19 protein-coding genes are annotated in these 18,301 nt (G+C 71.0%); 6 read left to right on the top strand and 13 right to left on the bottom strand.

The features are described from left to right. Nucleotides 1–974: 974 nt before the first annotated feature. A complete protein-coding gene (locus ACFOSY_RS15610; RefSeq protein WP_394307412.1) occupies nucleotides 975–1,622 on the top strand; it encodes a helix-turn-helix domain-containing protein in 648 nt (215 codons plus the stop codon). Then, complete coding sequence (locus ACFOSY_RS15605; RefSeq protein ID WP_394307411.1) at nucleotides 1,619–2,104, top strand: hypothetical protein; 486 nt, start codon at nucleotides 1,619–1,621, stop codon at nucleotides 2,102–2,104. The genes ACFOSY_RS15610 and ACFOSY_RS15605 overlap by 4 nt, the downstream gene beginning before the upstream one ends. Nucleotides 2,105–2,987: 883 nt before the next feature. Here the strand turns inward: ACFOSY_RS15605 and ACFOSY_RS15600 are convergent. The 5 genes from ACFOSY_RS15600 to tpg (ACFOSY_RS15580) form a co-directional block, all read right to left on the bottom strand. Further along, complete coding sequence (locus ACFOSY_RS15600; RefSeq protein WP_266478536.1) at nucleotides 2,988–3,260, bottom strand: hypothetical protein; 273 nt, start codon at nucleotides 3,258–3,260, stop codon at nucleotides 2,988–2,990. After that, the gene (locus ACFOSY_RS15595; RefSeq protein WP_394307410.1) at nucleotides 3,260–3,496 is read right to left on the bottom strand and encodes a hypothetical protein; all 237 of its coding nucleotides are present in this window, start codon (nucleotides 3,494–3,496) and stop codon (nucleotides 3,260–3,262) included. The genes ACFOSY_RS15600 and ACFOSY_RS15595 overlap by 1 nt, the downstream gene beginning before the upstream one ends. A gap of 280 nt (nucleotides 3,497–3,776) precedes the next feature. Next, nucleotides 3,777–4,427 carry a hypothetical protein gene (locus ACFOSY_RS15590; protein ID WP_394307409.1) on the bottom strand — a complete coding sequence of 217 codons (651 nt, stop codon included), beginning with the start codon at nucleotides 4,425–4,427 and terminating at the stop codon, nucleotides 3,777–3,779. Further along, on the bottom strand, nucleotides 4,424–5,194 hold the full coding sequence (locus tag ACFOSY_RS15585; RefSeq protein ID WP_394307413.1) for a hypothetical protein: 771 nt from the start codon (nucleotides 5,192–5,194) through the stop codon (nucleotides 4,424–4,426). The genes ACFOSY_RS15590 and ACFOSY_RS15585 overlap by 4 nt, the downstream gene beginning before the upstream one ends. Nucleotides 5,195–5,298: 104 nt before the next feature. Continuing rightward, on the bottom strand, nucleotides 5,299–5,889 hold the full coding sequence (tpg, locus tag ACFOSY_RS15580; RefSeq protein WP_394307408.1) for a telomere-protecting terminal protein Tpg: 591 nt from the start codon (nucleotides 5,887–5,889) through the stop codon (nucleotides 5,299–5,301). Between the two features lie 99 nt (nucleotides 5,890–5,988). On the opposite strand from tpg (ACFOSY_RS15580), the gene ACFOSY_RS15575 reads away from it, so the two are divergent. Beyond that, the gene (locus ACFOSY_RS15575) at nucleotides 5,989–6,516 is read left to right on the top strand and encodes a DUF6233 domain-containing protein (protein ID WP_394307407.1); all 528 of its coding nucleotides are present in this window, start codon (nucleotides 5,989–5,991) and stop codon (nucleotides 6,514–6,516) included. A gap of 119 nt (nucleotides 6,517–6,635) precedes the next feature. On the opposite strand, the gene tpg (ACFOSY_RS15570) is transcribed toward ACFOSY_RS15575, so the two are convergent. Then, a complete protein-coding gene (tpg, locus tag ACFOSY_RS15570) occupies nucleotides 6,636–7,193 on the bottom strand; it encodes a telomere-protecting terminal protein Tpg (RefSeq protein ID WP_394307406.1) in 558 nt (185 codons plus the stop codon). Nucleotides 7,194–7,202: 9 nt separating this feature from the next. Next, nucleotides 7,203–9,551 carry a telomere-associated protein Tap gene (gene tap / locus ACFOSY_RS15565; RefSeq protein WP_394307405.1) on the bottom strand — a complete coding sequence of 783 codons (2,349 nt, stop codon included), beginning with the start codon at nucleotides 9,549–9,551 and terminating at the stop codon, nucleotides 7,203–7,205. A gap of 194 nt (nucleotides 9,552–9,745) precedes the next feature. Between tap and ACFOSY_RS15560 the strand changes: the two genes are divergently transcribed. Further along, the gene (locus tag ACFOSY_RS15560; protein WP_394307404.1) at nucleotides 9,746–10,708 is read left to right on the top strand and encodes a hypothetical protein; all 963 of its coding nucleotides are present in this window, start codon (nucleotides 9,746–9,748) and stop codon (nucleotides 10,706–10,708) included. A 217-nt stretch (nucleotides 10,709–10,925) separates the two neighbouring features. Here ACFOSY_RS15560 and ACFOSY_RS15555 read toward each other — a convergent pair whose 3' ends face one another. From ACFOSY_RS15555 to ACFOSY_RS15540, 4 genes are all read right to left on the bottom strand, one after another. Beyond that, complete coding sequence (locus ACFOSY_RS15555) at nucleotides 10,926–11,360, bottom strand: hypothetical protein (RefSeq protein ID WP_394307403.1); 435 nt, start codon at nucleotides 11,358–11,360, stop codon at nucleotides 10,926–10,928. Nucleotides 11,361–11,502: 142 nt separating this feature from the next. Continuing rightward, the gene (locus ACFOSY_RS15550) at nucleotides 11,503–12,381 is read right to left on the bottom strand and encodes a DciA family protein (RefSeq protein ID WP_394307402.1); all 879 of its coding nucleotides are present in this window, start codon (nucleotides 12,379–12,381) and stop codon (nucleotides 11,503–11,505) included. Nucleotides 12,382–12,390: 9 nt separating this feature from the next. Then, nucleotides 12,391–13,884 (bottom strand): transcriptional regulator, encoded by a 1,494-nt coding sequence (locus ACFOSY_RS15545; RefSeq protein WP_394307401.1) that lies wholly within the window; start codon nucleotides 13,882–13,884, stop codon nucleotides 12,391–12,393. Between the two features lie 870 nt (nucleotides 13,885–14,754). Then, the gene (locus ACFOSY_RS15540) at nucleotides 14,755–15,054 is read right to left on the bottom strand and encodes a helix-turn-helix domain-containing protein (RefSeq protein ID WP_103543085.1); all 300 of its coding nucleotides are present in this window, start codon (nucleotides 15,052–15,054) and stop codon (nucleotides 14,755–14,757) included. 114 nt (nucleotides 15,055–15,168) lie between these two features. Here ACFOSY_RS15540 and ACFOSY_RS15535 point away from each other — a divergent pair, with 114 nt between their 5' ends. Next, nucleotides 15,169–15,816, top strand: a complete 648-nt coding sequence (locus ACFOSY_RS15535) for an HAD family hydrolase (protein ID WP_333744038.1) — start codon at nucleotides 15,169–15,171, stop codon at nucleotides 15,814–15,816. A gap of 4 nt (nucleotides 15,817–15,820) precedes the next feature. Further along, complete coding sequence (locus ACFOSY_RS15530; protein WP_394307400.1) at nucleotides 15,821–16,657, top strand: DUF1932 domain-containing protein; 837 nt, start codon at nucleotides 15,821–15,823, stop codon at nucleotides 16,655–16,657. A gap of 7 nt (nucleotides 16,658–16,664) precedes the next feature. Here the strand turns inward: ACFOSY_RS15530 and ACFOSY_RS15525 are convergent, their stop codons facing one another. Beyond that, nucleotides 16,665–17,234 carry a phosphotransferase-like protein gene (locus tag ACFOSY_RS15525; RefSeq protein WP_394307399.1) on the bottom strand — a complete coding sequence of 190 codons (570 nt, stop codon included), beginning with the start codon at nucleotides 17,232–17,234 and terminating at the stop codon, nucleotides 16,665–16,667. Next, complete coding sequence (locus ACFOSY_RS15520; protein WP_181007407.1) at nucleotides 17,231–18,268, bottom strand: AAA family ATPase; 1,038 nt, start codon at nucleotides 18,266–18,268, stop codon at nucleotides 17,231–17,233. The genes ACFOSY_RS15525 and ACFOSY_RS15520 overlap by 4 nt, the downstream gene beginning before the upstream one ends. Nucleotides 18,269–18,301: the final 33 nt, after the last annotated feature.

Raw genomic sequence — 18,301 nt, 5'->3', positions numbered from 1 at the left:
GGCTAGTTTAGCCTCCAGTACGGGAGTTGAGGGGAGCGCAGGCGCTCCCGGCGGGTCCGCTGCGCTCCCCCGCCTGACGGTCCTTCCGGCTGCGCCTCCAGAACCTTAGGGCCCGCTGGCGCGGGCCGGGCTGTGGGGGGTGGGGATCGCTCGTTCGTGTCGGGTTCCAGTGTAGCGCGTGCATCCGTGAGATGCAGCATGTACCGTTGGCGGAAACACAGGACACCCCCCAACCACCCTTTCCGGGCGCGGCTTTTGAGGACGCATCAGCACCGGCCGTAGACCTACCACTTAGGCGAGGAATCACGAATTGGGAAGGCTCGGGCCTCAGCCACAGAACGGTACCCCGGAAATCAGAAAGTCGAAATTCCGGCGTGCGGAGGTACCGAAGCCGAACGGCCCCCCAGGGCCGGGCGGCGGAACCGCCCACCGGCAGCAGCCACGCTTCCGGGCTTTTGATCGTCACGGCTGGTACCACCCGAGACTCAGAGCCGCTGCTGCTGTCCACGACCCGCAGAGGACCGACGAGGCCGCACGCGAAGCCGCGCGCGCCACGACGGGGTCCGGCCGGCGGGCTCTGGCACTGCTGCTGAGGGGGCGATCCCACGGCGTGGCGGTGCTTGATCACAGCGGGGAGAACCGGTATCACGCGCGCGCACGCTCTAGAGGCAAGAGCCGCGCGTTTCCGCAGGTCAGAGGGTCGAGTTCAGAAAGATATGTCAGCCCTGGACTGACATATCTCGGTCGCGAGGTCAGCCGGTCCTGACCGATCAACATCGTTTCGTGGCAGTACTGCCACGAAACGGCGCGCGGTGCGTCAGCGGCAGGTTCGGACCCGATCCGGAAGCGGAGGTCAGTCCAGGGCTGACGTACGGGTGACTTTCGTGTCGGCGCTGCCGCGTTTTGGTGGCACTACTGCCACGGTTCTCCGCTATGGTTCTGGCACCCACAACGATCAAGGAGACATCGACCCCATGAGCTCAGGGCCCCTGGACGGCAGCGCAGCGCCGAAGCTGCCCGGCGCCCCGTCCCGTCGTCGGCGGCGCCCGAAGCCGCCGCCCACCGCCTACAACCGGGCCTCCGGCTCCACCATCGAGCTGCCCGCCGGCCATGCCGCTCAGGTCTTCCCGGTCGGCTCCAGCACGGGGTTCATCGGCGAGGCGTTCTCCATGGACAGCCTGGAGTTCATGCGCTGGGCCGCCGTCCGCTACGACAGCGACCGGTTCGTGCTCGTGGTGCTGTTCCACCTGATGGGCTCGCAGAAGCCCGGCGGCCTGATCGAGGCCAAGCACGAAGACGTTGCCGAGGCCCTCGGGTACAGCCGGCCTCACATCAGCCGCGTCTTCACCGTCCTGGAGGCCGACGGCGCGCTGCGCAGGCTCCAGCGGGGCCTGTACCAGCTCAACCCGGCCGCATCGCTCAGGGGCGGTCTCAGGGAGCCCCGGAAGGGCGAGAAGAAGCGCTCCAAGGCGGGTATGGGCGACAGGGTGGAGCAGCTGGACCTGCTGCGCGAGATCATGGAGGACCCGGACGCGCCCGAAGCGTTCCGGGCGATGGCCGCTCCCGGCGCGAAACTGGAAGTGCGCAAGGAGTCGGATGGGGAAGGGAAGACCACGTCATGACGTCCGCTGCCGAGGAATGGGTTCCGCGCCGCAATGTGCTGTGGGGCAGCTTCAACGGCCTCGCGTACGTACCGCGGCTTCCTCCCACCGCCTACACCCTGCTGCTGCACATGATGACCGAGCAGGAGCCCGGCGGCCTGGTCGTCGCCACGCACGACGAACTCGCGGCCGGCCTCGCAATGGAGCGCGGCATGATCAGCCGCGCCATGCCGCACCTGGTCGCCGCCCGGCTCGTCACCGTGGTCCGCCGCGGGCGATTCCAGCTCCACCCGATGATCGCCGCGTTCAACGACCCCCGCGAGCAGCAGCGCGCTATCAAGGCCCTGCCCAAGGATATGCGGCTGGACGTCGGCGACTTCGAAGACGAGTACGAACGCCGCTTCCAGCTCCACCTGGACGAGAAAGCCCGCAAGGCCGAAGCCAAGGCCAAGGGCAACGTCACGCCCATCACCAAGACGACCCGCCTCAAGCGCGTCCACTGACCCGGCCGCCCGGCCGCCCGCCCGGCCGGGCAACACGGCGCTGCACCCCAGGTGCGGCGCCGTTCGCATGCCCGGGGGGAAGGCGGTGAAGGCGCGAGGTGATACATCGTTCCCGCCCAGGGGAAAGCCCAGGTCAGCGCAGCGCGGCCCAAGCGTCGGTAGCACCAGGGGAACCGTCTTGTTCTGGTTCACCAGAACAAGAGCCGGCGGTCCGCCGAGAAGCACGTACATCGTTCCCCTCCAGGGGAAAGCCGCAGCCGGAACGGCCCGCACGAGCGTGCCCGCTCGCCGGCTGCAGCAGCCGCGACCCTGTAGCCGCCCCGGAGGCAGCAAGCCCGTCTGCTGCACGGGTAAGGCCGACCTTGCTACCCGTGCAGCACCCGTGTGCCGTCTGGACCGTGCGAATGCTGCGCTGCGCTCCTCGCCGGGCGCAGCAGACGCCTTGCACCTTTCACCACCAGGAGCAGCAAGACATCGGCGGCCGAGCAGCACGAGGCGCTGCACCCGGCTGGCGACGGGCTGTCGCCAGCCGGGTGCTGGTGGGAGCGCGCGTCTTGCACCCCATTGGTAGGTACTACAGGTAGTACCTACCAATGGGGTGCAAGGCCGTCTCCGGACAGGCCCGCACCGAGCCGCCGGCGCAGCGTCCGGAGGTCGGGAAGGGTGCAAGGCGGGTGTCATCTGCCCGGCCGTACTTCCGGTACTTCGCCTTCGGCGGGTGAGGAAGAGCGCGCCCGTCATCAGGTCAGTCAGTCCTACGTCTTCCTTATACGCGAGCGATCCCTCACCAACCGACAGACCCGATCCCTCACCAAACGACGGACACGCGCGGAGGCCGGCCGCGCCAGCAGCACGCGGTCGGCCTGGTCCAGGACGTCGCGGGTCAGACCTCGAGGTAGGCGACGACGACCACGGTCTTCAAGGCCGTGACCCAGTACAGGAGGCGTACGCGCTCGACTTCGTCGGCGTACTCGCGCAGCTGGGGGCCGGCGGTGTCGCCGGGGATCGGCTCGCCGACCTCGGGGTCGACGGAGACGACGACCAGGGCGCGGTCCAGGGCGTGGATCTCCGCCTCGCTGGTGATGTTCTCCAGCTGCTTGGCGGCGGAGTCGGAGAACGCGATCCGGGCGCGGCGCGGGCCGTGCTGCGGGGCCATCAGGCGACGGCCGGGCGCTGCCGAGCGAGGCGGGCGAGGTGGGCCTCGCGCAGCTCCTCCCACGGGGTGCACTGCTCGGGGTCGGGCAGGCCGTTGGTGGCGATGTCCTCCAGGACGGCGGCGAACCGGTCGGCGTCGGCGCGGGTCTTGGCCGCGTACGCGCGGACCGCGTCGGCGGCCGCGGGCTCCAGCTGCTGCCGGGCGGTGTCGGCGGCGGGGGCCGGCTGTTCGCTCATCGAGGGCTCCAGAGGGCAGAACTGGCGTTGCTCACCACGGTATCGCCGGGCAAGCGGGCCCGGGAGCACTCCGGAGGAACCCGGCCCGCAACTACGTTCCGTGTTACTCGCATGGGCGCGGGAGGCCCGATCTTGAGTGTCACGTTCCTCCCCCGAAAACAGCCCCTGGAGCGCCCTACGACTCCGAGAAACGGACAAACAGGGTCAGATTCGTGGTGGCGTGACACCCGGCGTGACGCATTTTCGGGGAGCGTGACACGAGCGTCACGCTCACTCTTTGTCACCGTGACACCGATTCCGGGCTTGCGGGCGGCCGACCGGTAGTGGGGCCGGCCTGCTTCTCCCAGGCCGCGCGCCAGGTCGTCAGTTCGTCCTCGGTGTACCGGACGGTCTGCCCGTCCAGCTTGCCCTCGGGCACCGGGATGCCACGCTCCGGGGAACGCCTGCGCAGGTAGGTGCGTGCCGTCGGCGCCTTCCACGGCAGGATCCCCTTCTCCCACGCCTCCTCCAGCGAGTACCGGACCGGCACGGGGTCGCCGAAGGCATCGTTCGCCGACAGCGGCTGGCGGATCACAGGCACCGCGTCCGCAGCCTGCTGCGGCGCGGCCGGGCGGCCAGGCGGAACAATGGGACTCTGCCCGCACACGTGCGGGCGCTCCTGCTCGATCAGCGGCTCCATCCCGGCCAGGATCCGGCGCAGGGGCGGGCCCGGGGCGCCGGCCGCGAGGGCCTGCGCCGCCAGTTCGGCCACGGTGGAACCGGCGGTGCGCAGGCTCGCCACCCTGCGGTTGCGCACCTCCACCGCGACGGCGAGTTCCTTGAGCAGCTGCGTCCAGTCCATGCCCGGCACAACGCCAGCGCCGGAGGAGGGTGACGGGCGGTCGTCCCGCTCCTCCCGGCCCGCGACTCCCGCCTCCTGGCCGTCGCTCACATCTGGGTTCCTTCGACGCGGGTGAGGAACGCGGCGAGGGCTCCGGCGGCTTCGGGCTCGGTGGTGGCGAGCCGGGCCGCGAACGCCAGCTCGTCGACGGCTGCGGCGCCGGGGACCAGGCGGGCGAGTTCGGCGAGCAGCGCGGCGTGCGCGAGGACCGGTGGGGTGAGAAGGCCGGCGGCGGCTTCGCGGGCGGCGGGGTCGCGGTAGTGCCCGCGGTGCGCGGCGAGGGCGTGCGCGAGCCAGGCGTCGACGTCGGCCTGGACGTAGCCGCCGGCTCGCCGGGTGAGTTCGTCCCGGGCGGCTTCGTCGCGGTCGCGTGGCTCGGTCTGCTCCAGGGTGCCGAGCTCGCGCAGCGCCTGGAGCTCGTCGGCGCGGGCCGCGACCCGGGCGGCTTCGCGCAGCTCGGCCTCGCGGGCGGCGGCCGCGGCTTCGGCGGCGAGCTCGGCCTGGACGACGTCGTCGTTGTCCGGGTCGTAGACGGTGCCCGCTGGTGCGGCAGCGAGCAGCTGCGCGAGGCGCTCCCACTCCGCGAGCTCCGCCCGGCCGCGTACGTCGTCGGCCAGGTCCTCGTGGCGGGAGTCCTGCCGCGCGTCGAAGCGGGCGTCCTCGAGGGCCGTCGCGACGGCGCCGGCGTCCATCCCCTTCGCCCGGCGCCGTACGACGCGGCGGCCGATCCGGGCGGGGTCGACCGGCTCGCGGGGCGCGGCGACGCGCGGGGCGAGCGGACGGCGGGCGGTGCGCCGGGGCGGCCAGGGCGTGGTCATCTTCGGCCTCGTATTCATGGTGCGGATTCGAAAGCGGGCCGCCGCCAGAGCGCTGTATGGCGGCCCGCCGGACATGTTTCTAGCAGGTCTTGAATTCGGCCGGGTCAGAACCGGAATTCTATGGACTGGACGTGCGTGAAATCCGCGCGCAGGCCAGCGGCGCGGGTGCCCCATTCTGTGAAATACGACTCGGTGATGGCCTCCGCGACGATCGGATGCAGCTCCTCCTCTGTCGCTCCGGCCTCCTGGAGTTCGAGGATCTGCTTCGCGTAGGTGGGTGAGATCGCCGTGGTGATCTGGCGCTCGCGGCCGTCGTCCGAACTGCCTTTGCCGGTGAACCCGAAGTAGGCCGTCACGTCCACCATCATGCCGCTGGAGGTAGCTGCCTGCTCGCGTGCTTGCGCTCTGACCTGCGGTTGCCACTCGGATTCCGTCTCCTCCACCAAGGCGGCTTGGAGGCGCTTCTGCGGGGTCGTCAGCTTCCCGGCGCGGTAGCGCTCCACCGTGCGGCGCGAGACGCCCAGGCGCTCCGCCAGGGCCTGCGTCGACCCCTTCACCCGCGTGAGGAGGAATTTCACCTGAGCCTTTGCGGATTTCGGCGCGGGCCGGGTGAACACCTTCCGCTCCGCCCGCGCGAGGGCCTCCAGGACCTTGCCGCGGCGCGGGGCAGGCAGCTGCTGCTCGTGATCGTTCATGCGACCAGTCGGCCATGGGGCGCGTGTGGACAGAGGCCGGTGCCCGTGCAGGCCGCGCCGATCGTCGGCGTCCCGGCGCTCGTCCGTACGGTGGGGGACATGCCGACGTCCTCCGCCCCCGAGCCACTGCCGGTGCCCATCCGGGTGCTGCTGCCCGGGGACCAGGAGGTCGTCGCCCGCCTGTGGTCCCGGCGCCAGACGCCCGACGGCTGGCGGTACGAGGTCGGGCTCCCTGCGTACCGCAACGGCCCTGGGGACTCGGTGGAGCCTGCCGAGTACCGCGTCTGGGTCCGCGCTCCGGACCACGTGCGGCCCGTGGACGGCGTCTCGTACGACGCCGTGCCCACCGAGTACTTGAAGCCGCCCTCGCCAGTCCAGGAAGCGCTGGGGCCGCGGCGGCCATCAGGCTGGGTGCTGGCGAAGGCCAGCGGCCGCGGGCCCGGCCGGGGCGGTGTCGTGCACGCCGTGGACTGTGAAGAGGCGCCGGCCGGAGCGCCGGTGCTGCCGCTGGACCGGGCGCTGGACGCAGCCGAGCAGCCGGGGGTCCGGTTGTGCTCGCTGTGTGGCGCGGCCGCGGAACTGGACCCCGTCCTCAAGGGCTTCGAGCACGGCTTCGACGAACCGTAACCGCCGACGCGAGGGCGGCGTTGAACACGGCACGCGTGCATGAACATCCGACCCCGCGGATACGCGAGCGAGCCCGGACCGATGCGGTCCGGGCTCGCGGGCTGTTCGGGGTGCGGCTGCTACAGCTCGAACTCGAGGTGCTCGATGTCCGTGAAGCGCACCTCCTCCAGGCTTCCGGCGCGACGGCCGCCGTCCTGGAAGTAGACCTCCTTGAGCGCTTCGGCCGCGATCTCCTGCAGTCGGGCGTCGCTGGCACCCTGCTCCTGGGCCTCGAAGAGGCGGGCGGCGTAGACGGGCGGCAGGGCGACGGTCAGGTGCCGGATGCGGTCCTGGTCCGTCGACCCGATCGGCGCGGTGTAGCCCATGCGGGCGCGGGTGTCGATGACGATGCCGCCCGTGGACGCTGCCTTCGCCTTGGCCTTGGCCCGGATCTGCGGCTGCCACCGCTTCTTCACCTCGCGCTCCAGGCGCGCGGCGAGGTCGGGGCGGGGCTTCTTGATCTGGTCCTTCACGTACCGCTCGACGGTGCGCTGGGAGACCCGCAGCATCTGGGCGACCGCCTTCGTGCCCTTGAGCTGCTTGACCAGGTACCGCATCTGCGCACCCGCGCTCTTGGGCGCCGGGCGGGTGAACGCCTTCTGCACCGCAGCCTCCAGGCCGTCCCCGAACAGGCTCATCGCCTACTCCTACTCTCCGTTGTCGACGTCGGTGACGGTGCCGTCCTTGATGTACCGGGCGAGGTTGAGCTCCGGCGCGTTGAACCGCTCGCGGACCTCCTCGCCCCACAGGACGGTCTGGGTGCCCTCGTGCTTGACCAGGCCCGGGTTGATGCCGAGCTTGAAGCCGCCGGGCAGCGGCTTGCCCTCCCGGTAGGGCAGGAAGTCCAGCGGCGAGGGCCCGCCTGCGGCGTAGACGACGCAGTCCGACAGGATCGCGACGGGGTACTGGCCGGTGAAGGCGGCGTGCTTGACGATCTTGCGGTGCAGGTTGATCCGGGTGCGGGAGATGACCGCCGCGCGGATGTCCGGCCGCCACGTCGGGCGGGACAGGGCGCGCCACGGTTCGCCCGGCCGCCAGCCCTCGCCGCGCGGGCGCTCGCGGAGCTTGCCCAGGCCGCCCTTGACCGTCGCCTTGATCGCCGAGACGACGATCGCCAGGTCCGGGTCGCGGTCCTTGTACCCGTCCATCGCGGCGAGGAAGTCGGCCGGCTCCATGTCCGCGTGGACGCCGAGGTCGGCCATCGTGGCGAGGTACGCGTCACGCAGCCGGTTGTACCAGCCGTCCAGGTAGCGGCCGTTCTCGTACCGGACCCACGCCTCGATCGGCCGCACCTCGTAGCCGAGCTCCACCGCGTACGCCACGGTGGGCGTCGCGTACCAGGCCGGCCCGTCCGGGCGCTCACCCTTCGGCGTGAACGGAGAGGGCAGCAGCGAGCCGTCCAGCTCCACCCACTCCTTGCCGACCTTCACGCGGGACAGGTCGACGTGGGACAGGTCCACCAGCCACGAGCCGGGCAGCTTCGGGTCGAACGCGGGGGCCTTGACGTGCGTCGCCTCACCGAGACCGACGTTCAGCCCGTTCGCGCCGGCGGCGAAGGCCATGTTCACGTCGATGCCGACCAGGTGCCGCAGGGTGCACTCGGCATCGGTCATCGGCCGCGCCCAGTCGTACGCCTCCTCAAACAGCTTCTCGCCGGGGCCGCGCACATGGAACCGGGGCAGGTCCTTGAGGACCGGGTGTCCGTCGGGGACCTCGCACGGCGGCCAGTTCATCGGGTCGATGGCGTCCTTGCCCAGCGAGCCGGGGTTGTGCTCGGAGTGCCGCTTGCCGTCGGCGTCCGGCTCGGAGGCGCGCGTCGGCGGGTGCAGCGCGGTCATCAGCTCCAGGCCGGTCACGGCCGTGGAGCCGCGCGGCGTCATCACCCGCGAGGCGTACACGCCCAGGACGCGGGCGAGCTCCGCCGGCGGCAGCTGCCCGGCCTCACCCCAGTGCCGGGAGTCGAGCGCGTTCCAGGAGGGGATACAGAGCTGGACGCAGGCCCGCTCCGAACCGGTGGCGGGGCGGTAGATCCTCGCCCACGGCCCGAAGCCCCTCTTCGTCAGCTTCCACTCCGCGCGGGCCAACTGCTTGACGACCTTGTGGCCCTCCGGGATCCGCCCAGCGTGCTTCTCCTCGTCAGTGAGGGTGACGGGCAGGCCGTAGCGCTCGAGGGCGGCCTCGGTGAGCACGAGCAGCGGGTCGGCGTCCTTGCCCGGCCCGGACAGCTTCGGCTGACCGAGCTTCGCCTCCTTGAGCGTCCACTCCACCAGGGACGGCAGGGACTTGGCGGGCACGTCCAGGACCAGGCCGCCGGTACAGTACGCCAGCACCTGCCCGTCCTCAACGTCGACGACCGCCAGCGGACCGTTCTCAAACCGCGGGTCGGCGCCGCCCGCCGGGGTGCCGGCCGGGGCCGCCTTCTTCGCACCCGGGCGGCGCGACGTCGACGACGTCCTGGTGGTGCGCGCCGGACGCGGCGCGGCCGCCGGAGCAGCGGCGACAGGGGAAGGGGTCTGGATGTTCTCGGTTGCAGTCATGGCCGCAGCCTCGGACGCCTCCCCTGTGGACAGAGTCCGCGCTTCCGCCGGGTCGGCGAAGCCCGCCGGGCGGGGCGCGCCAGGAGTGGGGTAGAGGGGGTTGACGATCTCTTCGATCGCAGCGTCCGGAACCTCTGGCATTTTGCCTGCCGGGTCGGGCGCGCCCGTGAACGTGGCGGGCATCGGGGCAGCCGGCTCTTGCGGCGTTGCGGGTGCCGGGTAGAGCTCCGCGAGCTGCCGCAGCAGCCGGGCGTACGCCTCGCGCTCCGGGCCGCGCGGCTCGGTCGGCTTCTTCACCGACTCCCAGCCGGACACCGTGGCCCGGCGCACCTTCAGCGCAGCGGCGACTTCGTCCAGCGTCAGGCCGTGCGCGACCCGCAGCCGCTTGCGCTCCTCCGCCGGCGGCAGCGGCGAGCGGGACGCGACCAGCGCGTCGACCGCGTCGAACAACTCGGACATGGAACACCTCCTGACCGACATTCTACCCCACGAACCGTACGGACGGCGTGCATTATCCGTACGAATCGCGTACGAACGCGCGCGAAGGGGGTAAGGATGGTCCTGGCCAGGGAAGGGCTGGAAACCGTCGCGTCGCCCCGAGTCCCGGTGGGGAGATATGGGCGGTCGCATGCTCGGAGTAATCAGGGGGTCACGTGGGGTGGAAAGACGCGTTCGGCGACGCCATGAAGGAACTGGAAGCGATACGACAGCAACTCGCACGTCTCGATGACCCGACAGTCGGGCTGACCGCACTGCACGGTGACGTCACGCAGAGCCGCCTGAAGATCCTGGAACAGCTCCAGGCGGGCGTCACCGGACTGCGTGAGGAGAACCGGGAGGTCCGCCGCCGACAGGACCGGATGATCAGCGACCTGAACGAGACGCGAGGCGAGCTCCGGCAGCTCCTGGACCTCGTCGACGTTCTGCGTCCCTTCGCGCCGCCCGAAGGGACAGATGACACGTCCGGCGAGGGCACGCAGACCCATCCCGAGGGGACCGCGCAGCCGCCCGAACCCGAGGCCGGCCACGGCTCGTCCGCCGACGCCGAAGGTCATCCGTCCGTCTCAAGCCACACCGACTCCCAGGGGGGAACCATGGAGAACACCGGTCACCGGCCGCAGCCCGAGTCCGGCGAGGACCCGGACCTCGCGCTGAAGCGCGCCATCGAGGCCGCCTACCAGGGCACCGGCACCTCCGCCGGCCAGCCTTCTGCCACCGCGCCGCAGGCCTCCGCCAGCGCGGAGGATCCGCAGGTCGCCCACGGCGTCCTGCTGCTGAAGGCCGCCGGTGTGGCCTCCGCCGAACTGATCGCGCACCGCGACACCTGGGAGTGGCTCGCCGCCCTGGCCGTCGACCACAGCCACTTCCGCACCCCGCCCTCGGTCGAGGACATCAAGGAGGGCCGCGTCCAGACCGTCCTGTCCGGACGCTCCCTCATCGCCCTGCTCATCGAGCTGTGGAACACCCGCTCCACCGCCACCCCGCTGCAGGGCGACTGGGCACTCGCCACGACCACCTACAACCGCATCGCGGCCGAACTCACCGGCGTCACCGGACAAGGCCAGACCATCCGCATCGTCCTGGACGACGGTCTCCCCCAGGACTCCAGCGACTGACCCGCACCTCACCAAGAAGCAGACGACGGCCGCCCGAGTCGATCCGGGCCGGCCGTCCTGCACGGGCTGGAAAGCGCGAGGGCCGCACGGTCAAACCGTGCGGCCCTCGACTGACGTCTGAACCCTGGGGGTATGGCCTGCCTTCTTTCGAGGGCTACCAGGGACGATTCCAGGGTCTTCGCCGCCCAGCGTACCTACGCGTGCCCCGCCATGCCCATCACGCGGGTCGCCACTCAATGACACCGTCACGGGTGACGCTGATGCTGTTGTCGCGATGCCAGTCATGCAGCATCTCGATCACAGCCTGCTCATCGGGCAGGAGGTCGTATTCCTCCCCGGTGAGTTGCGCATCCGCTGCCATGTCCTTGTTGTAGTCGTCCATGTACTCGCGCAACGTCCATGCGTGCCCTTCCGGGTGGCCTGAGTCGACCACCCGGAACCGTTCTTCACTCAGCAGCAGTTCGAGCTGCACGTCAGCCTTCCGCAGCTCTCCCCCGTATTGAGCAAGGAGCTCGCCAGCCCGCTCCGCGCCCAGGGCCTGCTCGGCTTCGCTGGGCGGGCAGAAGACGTAGCCGGGGTAGAGAACATGCTCGCGCCGGGCGAGAACCTGCTGACGCCGCTTGCTGGACTCCGTGGTCTTCTTCCTCGCCACGCGTGGATCTCCCATCCTCATACGGGCGGCCTGCCCTGCCCGCACAGTCTCCCGTGTGTACGGCGGTTCGACGGCGACTTCACGACAGCGGCCCCGATCACGCCGGGGGGTTGCCTCGGTGACGCCTCGAGGCCGCCTCTCCTCACGCGGTCTTGCCCAGCGGTGTCGGCTGCGGGACCGCGGCCGTCATCCCGGCCTCTCTCGCAGCGCGCTCCGCATGGGCCCGGCGCAGGGCCGCAGCGTGGGAGGCGTCGGCCTGGCGGCGGCGCTCGGTGTGGGCCTGCTCGATCGGGGCCGGCGCATCGTCGGCCGCCTGCTCCGGCTCGGCGAACGCCCGGCGGCTGAGCGCCCGCATCGCACGGGTCTGCCGCTCCACCGCCTCCGCGATCGAAGGGTCGACACGACTCGGAGGCACCACGGCCTGGTGCGCGGCGAGCGCCTGGTGGAAGCCGGCCGATCCCATCTCACGCGTCTTCACTGGCGCCTGCGAAGCGTCCGGCGCGGCGGCCGGGGCCTCCGAAGCGGTCCGGGGCGCGGGCGCGGTCCCCGGGGGCAGGACCCGCACGGTGCGGACCGCGTCGGTGCCGACCGTGCTGTTGGCCGTGGCGACGATCCGTGCGGTGATGAGACGGAGCTGGGTGGCGTAGGCCGGGGAGTCCGGGCGCAGGTCGAGCTGTCCGGTCTCCGGGTGGAACGCGACGGCCGCGACATGGTGGGGCAGCTGTGGGGCGACGGCTCCGGCGATGTCGGGCCACTGGTCCAGGACGCTGCCGCCGGCGGCCGGGAGCTCCCAGGCCCGGTCGGCCATCAGGCCCTGGAGCACGGCGGCGAACCCGGAGGGCTCCCGCCCGTCCCGTTTCACGGTCGTCGCCCGGCGTCGGCGCGGGGCGCGGGCCTCGCCGCCGTTGTTCCGCGCGGCGAGGCGGGCCTGCTGCAGAGCGACCCGGGCGAGGTCGATGCCGGACAGCTCCGGGACGTCGCTGCTGCCGGTCTGGTCGATGGTGGTGGTCTGCTCGGTCACGTCGGCCTCCTACCGGTGTCCGTAGGTCATCAGCGAGCTGCGGGAGCCGTCCTCGAGCTGGTCGGCGCGGCGCACCAGGCGCTCACCGAAGATGCGCAGCGCCATCTCCGGCTCCAGGGAGCGGATCAGCGTCGTCTCGCCCCGCATCAGCTCGCCCGCGGCGGCGGCGCGCAGCTCGGCCAGCTCCTGCTCGCTCGGCTCCGGGGCGAGGGCTTGGTCGTCGGCGCCATCGCCGAGGTCCTGGCGGCGGCCGCCGCTCGCCGCTTCCGTGACCTGGGCAAAGGCGGCCTCCACCTCGCGGCGGACCGCGCGGCTGGTGGGTGCGGCCCAGTTGCCCTCGTACCGCTCGGTGCGGGCGCGGACCTGCTGAATGCGGTGACGACGGGCCGCTTCCTGGGCGCCGCGCCACTGCTCAACGGCGTCGGCCCGCTTCTGCGGGGTGTCCAGCACCGTTTCGGCACCGGCCAGCAGCACGGCGAGCAGACCCGAGCCCCGGCGGACCCTCGCCGCCTCGCCGCGCAGGTGCAGCCAGCCCTTGACGTCGGTCACGGTCCATCCGGCATCGGCCACGTTCCGGGCCACCCAGGCGATCCGGGGCACCGAGCAGCCGCGCAGCCAGTCCAGCTCCTGGGTGAGCTCCCTCGCCAGCTGGAAGCGACGCCCGATGACGTTCAGCTTCCGGCGACCGCCAGCCTTCGCCTTGGACATCTTCGGGGTGGGGGACTTGCTGACCCCGCTTGCGAGCTTGCTCTCAGGGGGGAAGGAAGTACCACCCGCAGAAGAAACAGTTGAGGTACCGACCTGCATTGGGGTGCAACGGGCCTCATCCGAAACAGCCGTCACAACCCCCTGCTCAGCACCCTTCCGGGCACCCCTCGCCGGGGCCTTCGACGACGTCTTCGAGCGCGGCTTGCGCACCTTCCGGGCCGCCTTCGCCGCCAGCTTCGCCATCAGCTCCCGGCCGGCCTCCGCGATCCCGGACACCGCCCGCGTGTACGCCGGAGCGTCCTCATTGCGCTGCACCGTGCGGATGCCCAGCGCAGCGTCGAACTCCGGAGGGATCATCCGCGCGAACTCGCTGGCCTGCGCCGGGCCGCTGGACACCCGGGTGCCCTTGACGATGTAGGCAAGCAACCCTGTCTCCCGCAGGATCTGCAGGTGGTTCTGTACCGACCGCTCCGCCAGCCCGGTCCGGCGCATCAGGTACTCGATCCCCGGACGGCACGGGAAGAGCTGCGCGAGCTCCTGGGCGACGCGCACGGTCGTCGGCCCGAAGCTGCGCGGCCCGTGGGACCGGTGCAGCCGCGGCTTGTAGAGCCCGGACCCGGCGACCCAGTGGACCGCCTGCATCCACGAGTAGCCGTCCGACGCGATCCGGCCCGCCGACGTCGACAGCCACTGGCTCGCCTCCGGCACGTACAGGCCGGACAGCACCGAGACGTCGTCGTCCGACGGACGCGGGGCAGGGAGCAGCACGGCGGCCGGTGCCGCCACGCCGCTCATCGGCCCACCGTCCCGGCCGGAGCCGCAGATACCGCCTGAGTCGACATCGGGCTGGTGTACACGCCAAAGCGGACACCCCCCTTTCGGGGCAGAGCGCTCGCTTCCTCATCCATCCGGCGAACCTGCACCGACCGACCTGTGGACAGAGTCCAGCGACCGGCGCCGGATCTGTGGACAACGGAGAACCGAACGCCGCTGACCAGCCGCGCACCCCTGGTGGCCGCCAGGAGGGCATAGGCCCCCCTCTCGGGATAGGTGTCGCGGACCGGGGTCGGTGTGACACTCCACCCCGAGGAATCTTCGTGATTAATGCCGTGAACTGCGCAAATGCGGTATGCGAATCCCGTCACGCGGGAAGCACTGATGGCTCGAACCGGTGCGAATCGGGCACGGTCGAGCTGACAAGGGGACATCAGGTCGGGCACTATGACGGGGACACCAACTCTCATATGCGAGCCGGACCACCCCGCGAAAGCGGGACGGCCGACGAACTGACTGGGAGACACCAAGCCCCCTCCGGGAGGAGCGGGTGAGCGTCACCACCACGGCCTGTGGTGGGGGGAGATTTCTCCTCTCGTCTGGGTCTTGCTGCGGGGCCCCTGTCCAGGGCCCTCGGTGGGGTGAAGCGCCGGTCGTTGTCCGCGACCGGGTGTTGCTGGTGCTGAGGCCCTTGTCGAAGGGGCCGACCCGCTTGTCGAAGGCGGGGTTTTGCTAGGTGAACTGGCTCGATGAGCCGAAGCTCGGAACCCGGTGTCCAGCCGGGACCGAGCAACCGATCCGGGGTGTCAAACCCGGTCGGAGCGAAGGGTCGCGCGAGGCCGAGTGGATGTCCGTCCGCTCTTCTGGCCGGCGCGGCCGGTGGCGGCTACGTCACCCCGACCCCCTTGATTCCGAGGCTGGCGTCGGCATGCCCTCATCCGGCTTCGCGGCTTCGGGATACCGCTCCGCAAGCCGCTTGAGCAGGTGCATGTAGACAGCGCGGTGCGGACGTCGGGGGTGGGTCTGCCCCAGCTCCCAACGAGCCACGGCCAGACGCTTCACGCCCACGGCCTCCGCGACTTCCTGCTGCGTGAGGCCAGCCGCGAGGCGCAACTTCGCGCGCACAGCTGGCGGTGGCAGGACGTCGTCCACGAGGGCGTCGACCCGCTTCAAGCGGTCCGGGTCGGTCACGGCGCAGCCTTTCAAGATCGATGGTCCCCTGAAAGATACACGATGCGATCTACGTCCGGGAGTGGACATCACCGTGAGCTGCGTGCCGACCGGAGCCCGGTAGGGTCCGTGCACGTGGCCCGCCTCGTGTTTTTCGATCTGGACGGCACGCTGGCCGACCGGCAGTCGGCACTCAGCGACGCGTTGACGTGCCTGTGCCGCTCCCGGAAGCTCTCCCCAGATGCCGAACAGTGGCTGCGCACCGCGCTGGCCGACCGCGCGACCATCGGTGACTTCGCTCGGCTGCGGGAAGCCTTCGGGCTGGAAGCGTCGGCTGCGGCCCTGTGGCAGGAGTACGTCGACCTCATGGCGGCCGCCGTCACCTGTCGCCCCGAGGTCCTCGAGGGCCTGGCCCGTCTGCGCGCAGCCGCGTGGACGATCGGCGTCGTCACCAACGGGGCTGGCGACATCCAGCGCGCCAAGCTCGCCGGGACCGGCCTCGCCTCCCTGGTCGACGGCGTCGCCGCCTCGGGCGACCTGGAGATCCGCAAGCCGGACCTGCGCCTCTTCGAACTCGCGGCCTCCCGGTGCGGCGTGAGCCTCGCGGACGGCGGCTGGATGGTCGGCGACAACCCGGCGGGAGACGTGGTCGGTGGCCACCAGGCCGGCCTGCGCACCATCTGGCTGCGCGGCCGACCCTGGCCGGACGGCCTTCCCTCCGCGCACCACGTCGTCGACGACGTCACCGACGCCATCGCCATCCTGCTCGCAGAGACGGAGTAGCACCGTGGACCAGCCGACCGTCGGCATCCTCCACCCTGGCAGCATGGGCGCCGCCGTCGCCGCCTGCGCCGCGACCAACGCGGCCGCGGTTCTGTGGTGCGAGGCCGAGCGCAGTACCGCGTCCGCTGCGCGCGCCGACCAGTTCGGCCTGACGCCCGTAGCCACGCTGTATGAGCTGCTGGACCGCAGTGACATCGTCATCAGCCTCTGCCCGCCGGCCGCTGCCGAGGACCTGGCGCGCGACGTCGCCGGGCACCGCTTCGGAGGGGTGTATGTGGAGGCGAACGCCATTAACCCCGGGCGGGCGCAGCGGATCGCCGCGCTGCTCGCACCGCATGCGACGGTCGTGGACGGAGGCGTCGTCGGCTCCCCGCCGGTCGGCGGCAAGACCCCGACCCTGTACCTCTCCGGCCCGGCCGACGCGACCGAGCGCATCGAGGCCCTGTTCGTGGGCACCGCCGTTCGCACGGCGGTATTGGGCACGGAAGTCGGGAAGGCGTCCGCGTTGAAGCTGTCGTACGCCTCTTTCCAGAAGACCAGCCGAGTGCTGGTGGCACTCGCGGTCGGCATGGCACGGGAGCACGGGGTCGACCAGGAGCTCATTGAGGTCGCCTCGAGGCGCACCGACTCATACCTGTCCGAGCCGCAGTACGTGGCCAAGACTGCGGCCCGCGCTTGGCGCTGGGGCCCCGAGCTGGAGGAAGCCGCCGACGCGCTCGCGGCCGCCGGCCTTCCACCGGAGATGCTGCGGGCGACCGCGGCCACGCTGGCACGGTGGAACGACGCCAAGGACAGCGAGCTCACGCTCACCGACGCCTTGGACCGACTCGCCCACCCGTAGCCCGCGCTCATGCCGTCGCCGCTCCCGCCCGCTGCGCCAGCAGCTGGTCGATGAGCCGGGCCGCGTCCTGCGGTGCCGACACCGTGGTGTCCACTGTCAGGTCCCACACCATGCCTGGGTGCGCGTCCAGATCCTCGCGGGTCGCGTCCCACGCCGCCAGGCGCGCCGCGGTGTCGCTGTCGCCACGCCTCGCCGACCGCTGCTCGGTCACTTCGCGCGGGCACCACAGCAACACCACCGACCAGTCGGCAGGGTAGCCGTCCATCAACGCTCGGATGCCGTCGACCTGCCCGAGGTGCACCACGGGCACCCCGGACGCGAACGCGGCATCGACGCCGGGCCGGTCGATCGCGTACGTGTTGCCGTACCGGGTGTTCGCGTAGACGACGTCTCCCGCAGCCTCCAGCTCGCGCAACTGCTCTGCAGTGCCCATCCGGTAGCCAGCCGACTTACCGGACCCGACCTTGAGCCGCGCAAACTGGCGGTACTGCGGGCGCAGCTCGGTGAGCGCCATGGTGACGGTGTCCTTGCCCGCCGCCGGCGGACCGTAAAGGATCACGCCCTGACGTTCGATCACGCGTACATCGCCCCCATCGCCTGCCGGGCCTGGTCCGCGAGCGTCACCGCGGTGCCCAACCTGTTGTCAACGACCAGGTGCGGCACCGCCGGGCGCAGCTCCAAGTCGATGGTCGCCATGTACTCGTCCCACCGGGCGAGCTTCCACGCGTCCCGGGCCGCAGAGCGGAAAGTGATGTACTCCCGCATCGATTCCTCGTCGCATTGCACCCACACCGGGAAGACGTCGACGCCCATGGACGCGGCCCGGTTGCACAGGCGCTGCATCCAGTCCGGGTCGGTCATCTCCGAGATGAACGGCGCCGAAAGCACAGTGCTGATCCCGCACTTGATGTTGGCCATGGCTGACTGCATGAGGCAGTCGTACTCCACAGACCGGACACGCTCCCTGTAGAGCTCTGTGTGCCGGTCGTTCGGATCGCCGCCCAGCGCCACCAGGAGCCGTTCCACGAGCGGTCGGGTGAGCGGGTCCTTGTCGAGCAACGGCCAGCCGGTGAGCTGGACGAAGAAGCGCGCGAGCTCGGTCTTCCCACTGCCTGCGAATCCGCCCACCAGGATCAGGACTGGACGATGCGGGTCGCCGCCGGTGTGTCGGCGCTTCCATGCGTCGATGATCCGCTGCTGGAGAGCGAAGTGGCCGGCGTCCTCGGTGCCCGGCGAGATGCGGTGAATGGCTCGTTCGACAGCCAGGACGTGCGCGCCGTTGAGACGGTCGTCCATCGGCGTCAGCTTGAACGACGTCTCCTCGCCCGGCAGGGCAGTGCGGAAGCCGAGATCTGGCTCGGTCGCGCGGTAGAGCAGGCAGTATGCGCGCCGGTAATGCGGGCCCGGATATACCTCGCCCTGCTCGTGCTGCCACAAGGTCTGGGGATTCGCAGCTGGGATGCCCTTGAGCTTGGCTTGCTCGGCTACTTCCCGCAGGCGTTCGCCGGCCTTCTCCAGGGTCAGGCCGTGGGCCTCACGCTGCTCGCGCAACCGGTCCGGCCTCCACCCCGCACGCTGCTTCCCCACCCTGTGCCCCTCCGTCATCGTCATGGCCGCGAGCCTAGGGCTCGGGCTGCAAATCGC

This window comes from Streptomyces lusitanus, assembly GCF_042647945.1.
GTDB classification, from domain to species: Bacteria; Actinomycetota; Actinomycetes; order Streptomycetales; family Streptomycetaceae; genus Streptomyces; species Streptomyces pseudogriseolus.
This window is presented reverse-complemented; position numbering and strand designations above follow the sequence as displayed.

Bases quoted from the DNA above. Each gene is read 5' to 3' on its own strand.
- ACFOSY_RS15585 (WP_394307413.1), bottom strand. From the start codon at position 5,194: ATGACCACGCCCTGGCCGCCCCGGCGCACCGCCCGCCGTCCGCTCGCC.
- tpg (WP_394307406.1), bottom strand. From the start codon at position 7,193: ATGAGCCTGTTCGGGGACGGCCTGGAGGCTGCGGTGCAGAAGGCGTTC.
- ACFOSY_RS15545 (WP_394307401.1), bottom strand. From the start codon at position 13,884: ATGAGCGGCGTGGCGGCACCGGCCGCCGTGCTGCTCCCTGCCCCGCGT.
- tpg (WP_394307408.1), bottom strand. From the start codon at position 5,889: ATGAACGATCACGAGCAGCAGCTGCCTGCCCCGCGCCGCGGCAAGGTC.
- ACFOSY_RS15610 (WP_394307412.1), top strand. From the start codon at position 975: ATGAGCTCAGGGCCCCTGGACGGCAGCGCAGCGCCGAAGCTGCCCGGC.
- ACFOSY_RS15605 (WP_394307411.1), top strand. From the start codon at position 1,619: ATGACGTCCGCTGCCGAGGAATGGGTTCCGCGCCGCAATGTGCTGTGG.
- ACFOSY_RS15520 (WP_181007407.1), bottom strand. From the start codon at position 18,268: ATGACGATGACGGAGGGGCACAGGGTGGGGAAGCAGCGTGCGGGGTGG.
- tap (WP_394307405.1), bottom strand. From the start codon at position 9,551: ATGTCCGAGTTGTTCGACGCGGTCGACGCGCTGGTCGCGTCCCGCTCG.
- ACFOSY_RS15575 (WP_394307407.1), top strand. From the start codon at position 5,989: ATGCCGACGTCCTCCGCCCCCGAGCCACTGCCGGTGCCCATCCGGGTG.
- ACFOSY_RS15595 (WP_394307410.1), bottom strand. From the start codon at position 3,496: ATGAGCGAACAGCCGGCCCCCGCCGCCGACACCGCCCGGCAGCAGCTG.
- ACFOSY_RS15600 (WP_266478536.1), bottom strand. From the start codon at position 3,260: ATGGCCCCGCAGCACGGCCCGCGCCGCGCCCGGATCGCGTTCTCCGAC.